The following is a 12711-nucleotide window of genomic DNA, read 5'->3' as shown; positions in this document are numbered from 1 at the left end:
CGGGTCCGATATTTCTATGCTAGTGCGGGGGTTTTTCGGTGCCTACGCCTCAGCCAATCCGACACCGGACAGCGACTTCCTGGACACGGGCCGCGGAGCGCCCCTTGGGTTGCGCAGGGAGCTAAGGCTGCCGGTCTCGTGCTCCGGGCGGGGAGCCGTCAGACTGTGATCATGGATTGGACGCGTGCGAAGGACTGGTTGATCGGTGCTGTTGGGATGGTCCTGGTTCTGGGGGTCGCGGTTGCTGTGTTCTGGTGGGTGGTGAGCGAGCCGGTGGGTGGGGGAGAAGCCGGCCCGGTGCCGTCGCCGACGGACGGGCCCGTGCGGTCACCGGCCAAGGTGCCTCCGCCTGGCCTGAGCGGAGACGATGTGTGGCTCGCGGACCTTGAGTTGGAGGTTGGAACAGTGGTGACCGAAGATTCGATACTTCGCGATGTCCGGGCCGTGGGGCAGGACGTAATCGCGGGGCGGGACGGGCTGATCGCCGCACAGCTGACCGTGGACGCGACCGTACCGTTTGAGACTGTCGCCGAGGAACTGGGCAACGGGACCGTGGTCCGCGCCGCCGAAGACGGTCAGGCGATGGTAGTTCGTAATGTCCAGGTCCTGGGACGCGAACTGCGCGTTACCGCTACCGGTACGGTCGAGGTCGAGGCCGGCAGGCTGGTTGTCCAGCCGCGCTCGATCGACTTTGGCGGGCCGGAATTCCTCTCCGACGCAGTTGCTGCCGTGGTGCGCCAGCTCGTGACGATCGAACACGACATCGAGGGGCTGCCCGAGGGTCTTGTGCTTCAGGACGTCGTCGTCCAAGGCGACGGCTTCCGTGCCACCCTCCAGGGCGAGGCTGTCAGGATCGTCCCCTAGCTCCCTATTGACTTGGGTGAAGATGGAGGAGGCGTCACGAATTGCTTAGTTTTTCTGCCTGAGGAAGTAGGCGCCCAGGGTGCCGGCGAGGGTAGCGAAGACGGCCACGGAGTAGATGGCCAAAAGGACCTGGATGATGCGGGAAAAGGCGGAAGTTCCGGTAATGCCGTTGCCCGTGACGGCGGCCATCGCTGACTCATAGAGGGAATCGGCGTAGGAAGCGTGCTCTCCTGTTGCGTAGAGGAGTTGGCTCGTTGCCAGGATGACCACGGCGGTGACGGCGGTGAGCCATCCGATCCTGCTGGTCAAAAGTCGTCCGGCCGAGCGGGAACCACGGACCCCTGCTGAGAGGATTGATCCGTAGCGGGCAAACCTGGCGACGCGGACAAGCCGGAGTGCCTGCAGGGCGCGGAAAAACCTCAGGAAAGGCACGAGCAGGAAAAGCACCTGCCACCAGCTCTTCTTCCAGAACTCTTTCCCGAACCCTGCAATATAGGCGCGAAGCAGGAATTCAGCCACAAAAACGGCCCAGAACACCCAGCCCACAACGCTGAGAACCCCCACCATCACAGGTTCGGTTGCAATGAGCTGACCGAGCACCACGAACAGGAAGATAACCCCGAGGACCCCCATGGGCTTATCCAGCGCACGGGCCAGTTCTTCCGCTATGCGAAGCCGCTCACTCTCCGGGGTACCGCCCCCGGGCTTCGAAACTTCGTCAGGGTCCGTCATTGGGCTTCCGTCGGGGGCGCGCCTTTAACACCTTTGAGGGCGGAACCGTCTCCTAGTTTGCATCCGGTGATGACGCTGATGCTCCCGTTGGTTTCCAGTACCACTGCTGCCACGTCCGAGAGGTCACCGGACCCGGTGGAACGCACCGCCTGCAGCACTTCGGACTCGCTAAGGCGGTTCCTGCGCAGCTCGTCCGCTTGAAACTTCCCGGCTATAACTAAAGCCACTGGACGGGCCGTGACAGCAGCCCTGGCTCCGGTCACATGCGCGGAGGCCCAGGCAACGACGAACTGCAGCCCCGCGAGAAGCGCCAGGGCCGCCAGTCCCTCAAGGAAGGCGACGTCGGAGCTGAGCAGGATTGTCGCCAGCGTTGATCCGAAGGCAACAGTGACGATGAAGTCGAACGCATTCAACTGCCCCAAGGTCCGTTTGCCGGACAGTCGAAGGACCACTACCAGGGCCGCATACGAGACTGAACCGACGATGAGGACACGCAGAATATCGGCCCAGGAATCAAACCACATAAGTTACCTGCCCCTTTCCTGGAATCTCTTTCGCTGACACGGTACTCCTTCGATGCCGGAGGTTCTGAACCGAAACACGGCAAGAGGAACGTACTTGACAGTACGCTGAGTAATTCCAGTCCAACCAGCCAACAAGGAACGAATCAGCGGAGGAAATCACCGGTGTCCGGTCCTTTTACGAGAGTAGGAACAAATGATCAAAGGACTCCTCATACCGGCGGTATATCTCTAATGACCGGGCGCGTGGTGCAGTGGAAGGACGCGTTGCGGACACAGCTGTGGCCCCTACCGACAGCCGCTGTTGCTCTAGCCGTGATCTTGGGGACCCTGTTGCCTGCGCTGGATGCTGCCGTAGACGGTCAGCTGCCGGAGGACGTAGCCGTATTTCTCTTCAGTGGAGGACCGGAAGCGGCCAGGTCAGTCCTTCAGGCCATCTCAGGGTCTCTCATTACCGTGACGTCCCTGACTTTTTCGCTCACCGTGGTCACACTGCAGCTGGCCAGCAGCCAATTTTCCCCACGCCTGTTGAGGACCTTCACCTCGGACCGGTTCGTCCATGTCACACTGGCCCTCTTTTTGGCCGCCTTCGCTTTCGCCTTGACCGTCCTGCGAAGCGTTCGCGGGGAGAGCAGCGGAACCAGCCCCTTTGTCCCTGAGATATCGGTAACCGTTGCCTTCGTGCTCGCTATTATGAGCGTTATTGGGCTGGTGCTCTTCCTGGCGCACTTGACCCGCGAGATTCGAGTGGAAACCATGATGCGCCGCGTCAACGTGGAAACCCAGCAAACCATTGACCGGGTTTTCCCGCTGGACCGCCCGCAGCCGGGGCCCAAACCGTTCCCGACACCGGACCAGTTCCTCATCTTCTCCGCCGGTTCAGGGTTCCTGACATCCCTGGACAAGAACGCACTAGTGCAGGCTGCGGAAGATGCAGGAGCGGTGATACGAATTGACCGGGAACCGGGCAGCTCCCTCGTAGAGGGTGTTCCGTTCGCCACTGCCTGGCCGGCCGAGCCCGGCTCCGCGATCCCGGAGGAAGCCCGTGAAAAGCTGGCTGATGAAGTGAACGCCGCTGTGGCTACCGGGTTCGAACGCACGAACGTTCAGGACGTCGGGTTCGGATTCCGTCAGCTGGTGGACGTGGCTGCCCGTGCGTTGTCACCAGGGGTGAATGACCCCACGACGGCGGTGCACGTCATCGGACACCTCTCCGTTCTTCTGTGCCGGCTGGCCAGCAGAGAGACCGGCCCGGAGCACCTCACCGACGACCAAGGACGGGTGAGGGTAGTGATCGCGCTTCCGAACCTCACTGAGCTCCTTGACTTGGCGATGAACCAACCCAGACAGTACGGAGCGGCAGATTCAGCCGTCGCAGGGCGCCTCTTGGCGCTCCTCCAGGAACTTAGCTGGTGTGACCGAAACGGCCGGTACAGGGGGGAGATACTGGATCATCTGGGTTGTATGCGTAACGCCGTCGGCGTAGCTGACTACTCAGCGGCCGAGCGAAAAAACCTGCTGAATCTAGCCGACTCCATAGAACGACTTATGCACTCATAAAAGCGCAGCAGGACCAAGTGGGCCATCTAATTATCACGATTGCTGTTCGACGCGTACCCCATTCCTGGGTTATCTCAGCAAAGGATCCTTTTGGCCGACTTGCGGGAGCACGCGGAGCGGGGAGTGGGCCGGGGTTCAGGTGCAGCATTCCCGACCGGAGGATCGGGCTTTCGGATTCCTGCAGGCCTTGTGGTGGTTTATTGGCTGTCCAGCCGACGCCGGGCGCTTGGGACCGGTGTCGGCCGGACGGCAAAACAGTAACAAAACCGCTGTTGGTGTTGGAGCAAATTCTTCAGTATTTGGGACCTCCTGGGAAAGAAGATCGTCTTTACAGCCGTTGTGGACTTTCCGGTGTCACGTCCTGTGACGGGGCCGAGTATGGCCAGGCTAGCGACTTCTCCGACCCCCCGCTGCATGTGCGTGACATGTCAGGGGCTACATGCGGAGGGTGTGTGCTGCTGGACGGATGGGTTGGTTGCTATTAGTGTCTTTTAACACTAAAGCCGGCAGGGGCGCACGCAGCGTCTGGAGAGGAGGAGCGCATCACCGCTGACCAATACCAGGTACTACTGTTCAGTCCGCTGAAGGCCCCTCCCGCGGGGCCTTCTTTTTTGTGCGCGGCAGCATGCCTGGCCGAGAGGATTGCCCGGCGCCTTGGTTGGTCGGATAGCTGCGCTTAGTGACGGCCTCCCGCAGCTCAGGGTGCTGGGTTTGTGTCTTGCGTGACGCACTCAGATTCAGCCATATGGGCGCGGCCCAGATCTTCGATGGCCCAATTGATGATCTTGAGGTCAAGTGGCGGCGGTTTTAGAACCTCGTAGACGTATGCCTCAAACTTTAAAGGGTGTGGCGTTCCCGCCCTGGGCCCAGTAACTGAGCCATAGCCGATCTAAAGTAATGGCGCTCATCTGGGCTCGAGCTTTCTGGCGTGGATCGTTCATGTCTGACACCGCGCGTCGTCCCCCAAGAGCTTGTTCCGTCAAACGGCGCAACTTTAACTCCTAAATCTACTTACTATTCCCGTCACCGCACCGGCCTTTTGCGCGGGGTTGGCTGGTGAGCCAACGCTCGGCGGCTCAAGCCTGGACGATGTACTCGACTACCAGCAGGGCCGTTTGGGTTGCTGAACGAGCCCGCGATCGTATGGATAAGGTGGACGCCCCTTCCTGGCATGGGCCAGCGATCGGGTTTTTGCGCCCATTGATCGATTGGTTGGAACTGCCGGGGACAGCGGTATTGCTGCTGTCCAAGCACGACGGCATGCTGGAGTAATGCCTTCAATGTTCACGTGGCGGGGGACTGACGACCCAGACCGAATCGACCACGCATCCGTCTCCCTCACTCAAGACAGCATGAGCGCCTGTGGCGTTTCACTTACCTCGTCTTACGCCAGCTCCTGGCAACTCGACGTCGAATCAGGCTGGGTAACACGTTCCCTGTGCGTAAACATTCAGGGCCACAACTGGGGTCGCTCACTTGTTCTTACTCGCGATGACAGCGGCGGATGGAGCGCCGACGCGACGGCCTGGGGTGACATCGACCTACCCCCTCCCGGGTTAGCGAATACAGAAAGCCTGCAAGGTGCCATCGATTGCGACCTCGGCTTGTGTCCGCTCACAAACACCATGCCTATCCGGCGTCTTGGCCTACTGGAACAAAACGTTTCTGACACGGCGTTAGTGGTGGCTTGGGTCGATGTGCCATCGCTGCGGGTTATCCCGAGTGCCCAGGTTTATGGGTCCGGAACAGCAATGACGTCAGGTGCCGTTCGCTATGCCAGCTTCAGTGGTGATTTCACCGCTGAACTTACTGTCGACAACAACGGTGTTGTGGTCGATTACCCGCAACTAGCCCGAAGGGTGCAGATCCCGAGCTGACTCGCCTTTGATCGTATAGCGGAGGATCGGCATACGCGGCGAATCTGCACGTGTCGTCAAGCGATCAGTTTTTTGTCTGCTCCGGCCGTTGCTGCTTGTGGCGCGCGGGCTGGTAGGAGCCGGGCGGCCGTGTTCGCAGTGACAATGAGTGCTATTCCAACCCATTCGACAGCGCTGAGTCCTTCGTGGAGCAGTAACGCTTCGACAACGGCTAGATCCGTGCATTGGAGCCTGAATCCGTGTCGCGTCGCAAGGCCTGCAACCCGGTGTGCGATAACTCCCGTTGCATTCACCAGCCGGCGCGCTACTGTGTCCGGCCGGTACCTATGGGAATATCCGCGGGAAATTTTCCGGTGGCTCGCTTCCGGCACCTTCACTTCACAGTGAGTGTGCCTTTCATGTTGGCGTGGAAGATGCAGTGGTAGGGATAAGTTCCCGGTTCGGTAGGAGCTGTGAAGGTGGTGGTGCCGACTTTGGTGATGGTATCGAAAGCGTCTGCGGTGTCTGCGGTGATCGAGTGCGCTTCGACGTCTTCGTTGGTCACGGTGACTTCCGCTCCGGGGCTCACGGTTTCGGTTCCCTCGTACTTGAAACCCTTGATCAGTATTTTCGCCGAAGCCGCTTCCGCAGAACCCGTGGCTGAGGTCGTGGCTGTGGTTGAAGGAGTTTCTTCTACGGTGGCGGCGGGAGCTGACGGGAACTGTTGTGTCAGTGTCGGTGCTGCGGTGGTGTCGGCCCCGGAGGTGCCGGAGTCAGCGCAGCCGGACAGAACCAGAGCCGCTGCTGCTGCCGTGAGGCCGAGTGCGTTGCTGATTCTGATGTTCTTTTCCATGGGATGGGCCTTTCCTTGGGTACCGCTGGTGGATGCTTTTTGACGTGCCGTGTGGGGTTAGTGGTGTTCGACCCAGCAGGCGAGGATGGTGGTTGATAACTGGTAGGCGAGGGCGTTTCGGGTGATGCTTTCCGGTCCCAGGGTCTCGGGGAGGTTTGTGGCGTCCACGTTAAGGACGAAGCTGTCTTTTTGGAACACCGCTGATCCGGCCCGGGTTTCGTAGGCCGGGAACCCCAGGTTGGCGAGCCCCTCAATGGGTGTGGCGTCCTTGGCCAGAGCCTGCATGGCGTCAAAGTAGGTCAGCGCCGTGGCCTGGTCCTTCTCTTCCCTAACGGAAATAACAAGGTCCCCGTCATTCAGGTGGTAGGTGCAGGTGAAGGTGCTGTCGGCCCAGTCGCTGATGGTGTGTGGGGTTTCTTTCAGGCCCAGGATGGCGGTGAGCCGGTCGATGGGTTGGTCCCCGCAGACCATTTTCGAGGCCTCGCTGGGCCCGTCCGCGGTCTTGGAGGGGGAGAGCGCTTCTTCGCTGTGGTGTCCGTTGTGGCTTCCGGCCGCACCGCCTGGTGGTGACGCGTCCGTTGGAGACGGGGCGGTTGAGGCAGGCGCAGGTGATGTTCCTGAGGATGCTGCCATGGTGCAGCCGGCGAGTAGGAGGGTGGACAGGGTCAGGGAGGCCAGCAGGGTGTTGGGGTGTTTCATTCCTCATCCGTCCTAGCCGTTAGCCCGTCGAAAGAATCGGCGGAGGGTTGTCAGGTTTTTAGTTTGGCGTAGATGACGTAGTTGTCATCGAAGAGCCCGGTGGTTGCTGCCGGTGCGTGCCGCAGGAGCAGCCGAAGGTGGCGTGCTGGCGCTGGTGCCGCAGCCGGTGCCGGCCAGGGCTGCGCAGAAGCCCGGCTGCCGTGGAGTTTTTCGGGCTTCACGGCGGCCGGGCTTCAGGTGTGTCACTGGGTCGAACCGATCAGCTCGTGCTTAGGCAGCTGAACCGGCGGTGCGACGACGGACTACGTATGCTCCGCCGGCCAGTACGGCGAGGACCAGTCCGCCACCGAGTGCCAGGGCACCGGTATCGGTTCCGGTCTCGGTCACACCGGTGTCAGCGCCGCCAACAGGCATAGCCATGCCCGCAGTCAACGTGCCACACAGAGCCGGTGACGTTGCGGCCAGGGGCAGCTCGGGGACGAGGTCGGACTTTGCTGCCTGGCCGGCTGCGCTGAGGGTGGCGGGGTCTAGGCCGTGGACAACGATGACGGCGGTGCCAGCTTCAAGTGCGGCCTTGGTTTCGGCGTTCAGTTCGAATGTGCGGTCGATGGTGTAGCTGCCGCCCTGGCCGGCGACCTTGAGGTCAAGGCCGGCTGCGGGGCTGGTGTCACCGCTGGTGGAGAGGGTGGTGACGATGCCGCCGTAGGACGGAGCGCCCTCGGTGGTGTTAATGACCTGGTCACCGTCCTTGTCGGCCGAGGGATCCGGACATGTGCCCTGGGCGCCGCCGTGGATGTGCTGAACGTGCGGGTACGGTGCGTCCATAAACGTCTCGGCCAAGCCTGAAACATTCAGTACGACGTGGGCCTGGTTGCCGGTGACGTCAACGGTGACGGTGCCTGAACCGGAGCTGCCGTTAAGCTGGCCCAGGTTCGTCTGATAGGACTGGTCAGCGGCCATGGCCGGGGAACCGGACAGGGCAAGGGCTCCCAAAGCCAGGGTAGGTACTGCCATAAAGCGGAGTGTCTTGTTCATTTGAATTACTCTCCTCATACACGCGCATGTGATGGTGGACGCCCCACGGTAGGGGACACCAGTACTTCGAAGCAGACCACCCACCTGGATGGGTAAGAATGTGTCCCAAACCACAGTCCAAGAATTTAGAGCCGATGCGTAACCATAAAAGGTCAAGTCTCTTGGAAGCTAAGGTCTGGTTTGGTCGGTCAGAGTGCTGAAGGGCGACTGTCCCGAGGTTGTATCCGTGGTCCACGGCGGGTCTTTCGCTGCAGTAAAGTGAGGCCGGCCAGTGCCAGTGCGCCGGCTATTGCTTCGGCGAGGGCGGTGATGACTTTGGCGGTGTTACCAGGCCGGTTCATACATTGATGGCAGTGGCCCCGCAGCGGGGATCTGGATGTAGCGGTAGAGGATGCCAGCTGCCAGGGAAGACAGGGCAACTACAGCGGCGACAGCGAAAGCCGTGCGCGACGCTTTGACGAGAACAAATATCACGGCCAGGACTGCGGCGCCTGCCTGGACCAAAAACAGGGTCCCTTGGCCGATGCCTCCCGGTGCGGCTTGCTGGTACCCGGGCGCGAGCTGGATGTGGATGACGGCACTAACCACCAGTGCCGCCGCGATACCAATCCGGACACCCCACAGGTGACCGGGTCCCGATACGGGGAGGTGTAGGCGTTTCACTTCACAACCAGCGTCCCGGTCATCTGAGGATGGAACATGCAGATGATGCCGTAGTCCCCGGCCTCAGCCGGAGCTTCGAAAGTAACGGTTTCTCCGGCAGGGACTTCGATGTCGAAACCGCCTTCGTCCTTGGTGGTCACGGTATGCGGCGCTGTCATCGTTGGTCACCCTCACCATGGACCCGGGCTTCACGGACGCCGGAACCTCATAGGAAAAGTCCTTGATCGTGATGAGAGCCTCCCCGGCAGCTTCCGAAACTGCCCCCGACGGGGACGATGATGGGGCAGCCGGTGGCGGGTAGGACGTGCCGCCGCCCTGGGCGCCGCAGCCAGCGATGCCTGCCAGGGACATGGCGCTACGACAGCCAAAACGCTTCTGCTCAAGGGAATAGCAGGCTCTAACGCGGGCCCAGGGCGCCGGGTTCCACTAGGTCCTGGCAGCTCGCAAGCAATTATTCGCGGCGCTCGTCACGGGTCCTGCCGTCGCGGAAGTCACCCTCGCCGGGTTCCGTGCGGCGGGGCTCGTCCCGGAGGGTTTCATCCCGTAGCCGGTCATCCCTTCGGTCAGCGGCCGTCAGCCTGTCTTCCTCGGCCTGACGGTCGTCCACGTAGCGCTGGTCGGTGCGGCGGTCGTCCACCCGGTCGTCCACGTAGCGGTCGTCGCTGCGGCGATCGAGCAGGTTGCGGCCGACCACTTGGTCGTCTTCAACATATTCCGTGTCTGTGGCGTACGCGCCTGCGAAGCCCGCGCGGTCCACGTTCCGGTGGAATCGCATGCCAGCAAGGCCGCCCAGGACTGCTCCCACCAGGGCAATCAAGGCGACGATAACCGCGGCAATAATGCCCGTCGTCGTCAGCTGTCCTTCGTTGACGGGGATGCGGGGAAAGGTGTTCAGCTCGGCGAAGATATTGAATTGTTGCCCGGCCAGGATGCCCAGCAGTGCCACGATAATCGCCATGATGATGGCCCAGAGCCACACCATGACCCCCTGCTTGGCGCCGTTGAACCGGGCCATCCGGCCAGCCACGTACCCGCCGCAGTAGTAGCTTACGAACAGGATCACCAGCAGGGCGATGATGCCGATAATGCCGACGGGGCCTTCGGTAGCCTGGTTGACGGCCTCATTGACGTCGGTGTTGGTGGACAGTCCCACGGCGGTTCCAGCGGCCGCGACGAGTGCTGTCAGGAGCACGGCCATTCCAGTGGCTGTCAGCCAGCCAAAGAACGCCGAGCCCACCTTGATGCCCCCAAATTGTTCTTTTTCTCGGGCCACAACCGCCTGGCGGTCGCCCGGATCTGCTGTGCTCATGTTTCAACCTAAGCACCGCGCCCGGTAGATAGCAAGGGTGCTTATTATTTGGCGGCGTCGGGTTCAGCTGTTCGGCCTGTATTTGCGGTGCAGGTTCTCATTCCTGGAAGGACCAGGGGTGGCATCGGCGATCCATGGGCCGGTCCCTTCGGACTGATCAAGGATTCCAGCCTCCAGCCACGCATAGTCTCCGGCCAGGACCTTCCCTGCCAGAACACGGTCGCCATCGTCAGTGTTGCGCCATAGCTGCTCGAAGTATCCATCCACCCGCACGCGCGCCTGCTCGCAGTATGCCTCCGCAAGCTCAAAGGCTGAGGCCCCGCGCTCCGGAGCTGTCCGCAGCAACATCTCGGCCCGGGAGCAGCAGGCCGCCATGGCGAACAACTCCGCGCCGATGTCCACAATCCGGCCCAGGAATGCCTGCTTGAACTCCAGCTTGGCCTGCCACCGGCCCATCCCGTAAAACGTCTGCCGCGCCAGCCGCCGGGACGCCCGCTCCACGTAACGCAGCTGCTTGGCCAGCCGGCCGAACTCCGCATACGAGCGGGGATCCATGCCCGCGCCGGCCACCAGTTTGGGCAACCAACGGGCGTAGAAACCTGAAGCGCCGACGGCGGCACGCGCCTTGTCCTGCAGGCTGGCGTCCGCGGAAGCGAGATCCCCGGCGGCCGCCAGGTGTGCGTCCACGGCTTCGCGGGCAATGAGCAGGCGCATGATCTCCGAGGAACCTTCGAAGATCCTGTTGATGCGCAGGTCCCGGAGCTGCTGTTCGGCAGGCACGGCGCGTTCGCCCCGGGCCCGGAGGGATTCTGCAGTTTCAAAGCCGCGCCCGCCGCGGATCTGCACCAACTCGTCCGCGATCAGGCAGCTCATTTCAGTGGACCAAAGCTTGGCCAGGGCGGCCTCTATCCGGACGTCCTTCTGGCCGGCGTCGGCCAGCTCGGCGGACAGTTCAAACACGGCGTCCAGTGCAAAGGCCGTGGCGGCGATGAAGGAGATCTTCTTGCCTACGGCCTCGTGCTTGCCCACTGGACGGCCCCATTGGGTCCGGGCGTTGGACCACTCGCGGGCAATCTTCAGGCTCCATCGCCCGGATGCGACGCACAGGGCTGGGATGGACAGCCGGCCGGTGTTCAATGTGGTCAGCGCGATCTTCAGGCCCTGGCCCTCGCGCCCCAGCCGGTTTGCCACCGGAACCCGCACCTGGTGGAAGCGGGTCACGCCGTTCTCGATCCCGCGCAAGCCCATAAAGGCATTGCGGTTTTCCACAGTGATACCGGGGGAGTCCATTTCCACCACAAACGCGGAGATTCCGCCCTTGTGCGCGGTGCCGTCGGCGTCGGTGTGGGCGGGCACCACGGCCATCACCACCACCAGCTCCGCGATCACACCGTTGGTGGTCCAGAGCTTCACGCCGTCCAGGAGATATGCGTCGCCGTCGTCAGTGGGAACTGCGGTGGCGCCCAACCGCGCGGGGTCGCTGCCGACGTCGGGCTCTGTAAGGAGGAAAGCGGTGATGGCACCCCCGGCGCAACGCGGCAGGTACTCCTTCTTTTGTGCATCATTGCCGAAGACCTTCACCGGTTCCGGGACGCCGATGGACTGGTGGGCGGACAGCAGCGCACCGAGACTGGGGTGGACCGAGCCCAACAAAGCCAGCGCCCGGCCGTAGTACACCAGGGACAGCCCAAGGCCGCCGTACTCCTGGGGAATTTTCATACCGAAGACGCCCAACTCGGCCAGTCCCTTGAGGTATTCGTCAGGAATCTGCGCGTCCGCTTCGATGCGCGGCCCGGACATGGTCCGGCAGAAAGTGGCGAGGCCTTCCATGAACGCCTCCCCGCGCTCCACATCCTCTGCCCGGGCCTGCGGCCAGGGGTGGATCAGCGAGAGGTCGAAACTGCCCAGGTAGAGGCCCTTGGCGAAGCTGGGCCGGTCCCAACTGGATTCCCGGGCGGCTTCGGCAACGGCGCGGGCCTGCTGCTCGGTAACCTCATGCCCCAATTCCTGGGGCGGCACAGGGGTTTCGGATGCGGGGCTGTCAGTCAGTGCTGCAGTGGAGTCAGTAGCGGAGCTCACGGGTATCTCCTCCGACCGGTTTTACCGGTTCAGGCCGCGGGTCCGCCTCGGGTAGGGAACCCTCCAGCTGAGTTCATGCTACCGGGCGGTAGCTTCCTGTGCCAGAGCCTGTTTGCCCGTGAATATCGGTGGGCAGCTTCACCTTGGAGCCGTGGTGGACCAGCCGGTCCCAGAGATGGTTGATGCCGTGGACCAGGGCTTTCAGGGCACCCCAGACAATGTTCCAGATCAGTTTGCACACCCCCAGCAGGACCAGGGCCACGAAGGCGGCGGCGAAGACGAAGGCGGCAAGCACCAAAGCGATGAATATTGTCGCGAGGAATACCACCGTGGCTGATTCGACTGCTGTGACATCAAACTGCATGGCTTCTCCTGCGGCAATGCCCGGAGAATCCGGGCGAAATACAACCACCCACTACTTGAGTAGCAAGAGCGTAAGGTCACCTGCGGTGCCGGGGCCAGAGCCCGACGGCGGGTTGTGGCAACTGATGCCTGATCGGAACACTGGTGGCGATCCGGTCACGGAATGGTTGCGTTTAT

The 12711-nt window shown here is 62.1% G+C and carries 13 protein-coding genes and 1 pseudogene; 3 read left to right on the top strand and 11 right to left on the bottom strand.

Features of this window, described 5'->3' with window-relative positions:
• Positions 1–171 precede the first annotated feature (171 nt).
• A complete protein-coding gene (locus ACWA13_RS17270) occupies positions 172–864 on the top strand; it encodes an LmeA family phospholipid-binding protein (RefSeq protein ID WP_463935554.1) in 693 nt (230 codons plus the stop codon).
• 45 nt (positions 865–909) lie between these two features.
• Here ACWA13_RS17270 and ACWA13_RS17265 read toward each other — a convergent pair whose 3' ends face one another.
• Complete coding sequence (locus ACWA13_RS17265) at positions 910–1596, bottom strand: hypothetical protein (protein WP_463935553.1); 687 nt, start codon at positions 1594–1596, stop codon at positions 910–912.
• Positions 1593–2120 (bottom strand): DUF421 domain-containing protein, encoded by a 528-nt coding sequence (locus ACWA13_RS17260; protein WP_463935552.1) that lies wholly within the window; start codon positions 2118–2120, stop codon positions 1593–1595. The genes ACWA13_RS17265 and ACWA13_RS17260 overlap by 4 nt, the downstream gene beginning before the upstream one ends.
• 231 nt (positions 2121–2351) lie before the next feature.
• Here ACWA13_RS17260 and ACWA13_RS17255 point away from each other — a divergent pair, with 231 nt between their 5' ends.
• Together ACWA13_RS17255 and ACWA13_RS17250 are read left to right on the top strand one after the other, a co-directional pair.
• Positions 2352–3677 (top strand): DUF2254 domain-containing protein, encoded by a 1326-nt coding sequence (locus ACWA13_RS17255; protein ID WP_463935551.1) that lies wholly within the window; start codon positions 2352–2354, stop codon positions 3675–3677.
• Positions 3678–4948: 1271 nt separating this feature from the next.
• A complete protein-coding gene (locus ACWA13_RS17250; protein ID WP_463935550.1) occupies positions 4949–5554 on the top strand; it encodes a putative glycolipid-binding domain-containing protein in 606 nt (201 codons plus the stop codon).
• A gap of 373 nt (positions 5555–5927) precedes the next feature.
• Here the strand turns inward: ACWA13_RS17250 and ACWA13_RS17245 are convergent, their stop codons facing one another.
• From ACWA13_RS17245 to ACWA13_RS17205, 9 genes and pseudogenes are all read right to left on the bottom strand, one after another.
• Positions 5928–6386: a cupredoxin domain-containing protein gene (locus tag ACWA13_RS17245; RefSeq protein ID WP_463935549.1), complete on the bottom strand. Its 459-nt coding sequence runs from the start codon at positions 6384–6386 to the stop codon at positions 5928–5930.
• Positions 6387–6443: 57 nt separating this feature from the next.
• A complete protein-coding gene (locus ACWA13_RS17240; protein ID WP_463935548.1) occupies positions 6444–7085 on the bottom strand; it encodes a hypothetical protein in 642 nt (213 codons plus the stop codon).
• A 50-nt stretch (positions 7086–7135) separates the two neighbouring features.
• Positions 7136–7306 (bottom strand): hypothetical protein, encoded by a 171-nt coding sequence (locus tag ACWA13_RS17235; protein ID WP_463935546.1) that lies wholly within the window; start codon positions 7304–7306, stop codon positions 7136–7138.
• 49 nt (positions 7307–7355) lie between these two features.
• A complete protein-coding gene (locus ACWA13_RS17230) occupies positions 7356–8120 on the bottom strand; it encodes a CHRD domain-containing protein (protein ID WP_463935545.1) in 765 nt (254 codons plus the stop codon).
• Between the two features lie 324 nt (positions 8121–8444).
• Positions 8445–8783 (bottom strand): hypothetical protein, encoded by a 339-nt coding sequence (locus tag ACWA13_RS17225; protein ID WP_463935543.1) that lies wholly within the window; start codon positions 8781–8783, stop codon positions 8445–8447.
• A complete protein-coding gene (locus ACWA13_RS17220; protein ID WP_463935541.1) occupies positions 8780–8941 on the bottom strand; it encodes a cupredoxin domain-containing protein in 162 nt (53 codons plus the stop codon). The genes ACWA13_RS17225 and ACWA13_RS17220 overlap by 4 nt, the downstream gene beginning before the upstream one ends.
• A gap of 545 nt (positions 8942–9486) precedes the next feature.
• Positions 9487–10071 (bottom strand): annotated as a pseudogene (locus tag ACWA13_RS17215) (hypothetical protein); the annotation flags it as partial.
• Between the two features lie 84 nt (positions 10072–10155).
• Positions 10156–12171: an acyl-CoA dehydrogenase family protein gene (locus tag ACWA13_RS17210; protein ID WP_463935539.1), complete on the bottom strand. Its 2016-nt coding sequence runs from the start codon at positions 12169–12171 to the stop codon at positions 10156–10158.
• Positions 12172–12244: 73 nt separating this feature from the next.
• Positions 12245–12535 carry a hypothetical protein gene (locus ACWA13_RS17205; protein ID WP_463935538.1) on the bottom strand — a complete coding sequence of 97 codons (291 nt, stop codon included), beginning with the start codon at positions 12533–12535 and terminating at the stop codon, positions 12245–12247.
• Between the last annotated feature and the right edge of the window lie 176 nt (positions 12536–12711).

The sequence above is a fragment of the Pseudarthrobacter sp. TRD_SC_9 genome (genome assembly GCF_055361265.1).
This window is presented reverse-complemented; position numbering and strand designations above follow the sequence as displayed.

Excerpts from the sequence above, each read along its gene's own strand:
- ACWA13_RS17270 (WP_463935554.1), top strand. The coding sequence starts at position 172 with ATGGATTGGACGCGTGCGAAGGACTGGTTGATCGGTGCTGTTGGGATG.
- ACWA13_RS17265 (WP_463935553.1), bottom strand. The coding sequence starts at position 1,596 with ATGACGGACCCTGACGAAGTTTCGAAGCCCGGGGGCGGTACCCCGGAG.
- ACWA13_RS17260 (WP_463935552.1), bottom strand. The coding sequence starts at position 2,120 with ATGTGGTTTGATTCCTGGGCCGATATTCTGCGTGTCCTCATCGTCGGT.
- ACWA13_RS17255 (WP_463935551.1), top strand. The coding sequence starts at position 2,352 with ATGACCGGGCGCGTGGTGCAGTGGAAGGACGCGTTGCGGACACAGCTG.
- ACWA13_RS17250 (WP_463935550.1), top strand. The coding sequence starts at position 4,949 with ATGCCTTCAATGTTCACGTGGCGGGGGACTGACGACCCAGACCGAATC.
- ACWA13_RS17245 (WP_463935549.1), bottom strand. The coding sequence starts at position 6,386 with ATGGAAAAGAACATCAGAATCAGCAACGCACTCGGCCTCACGGCAGCA.
- ACWA13_RS17240 (WP_463935548.1), bottom strand. The coding sequence starts at position 7,085 with ATGAAACACCCCAACACCCTGCTGGCCTCCCTGACCCTGTCCACCCTC.
- ACWA13_RS17230 (WP_463935545.1), bottom strand. The coding sequence starts at position 8,120 with ATGAACAAGACACTCCGCTTTATGGCAGTACCTACCCTGGCTTTGGGA.
- ACWA13_RS17220 (WP_463935541.1), bottom strand. The coding sequence starts at position 8,941 with ATGACAGCGCCGCATACCGTGACCACCAAGGACGAAGGCGGTTTCGAC.
- ACWA13_RS17205 (WP_463935538.1), bottom strand. The coding sequence starts at position 12,535 with ATGCAGTTTGATGTCACAGCAGTCGAATCAGCCACGGTGGTATTCCTC.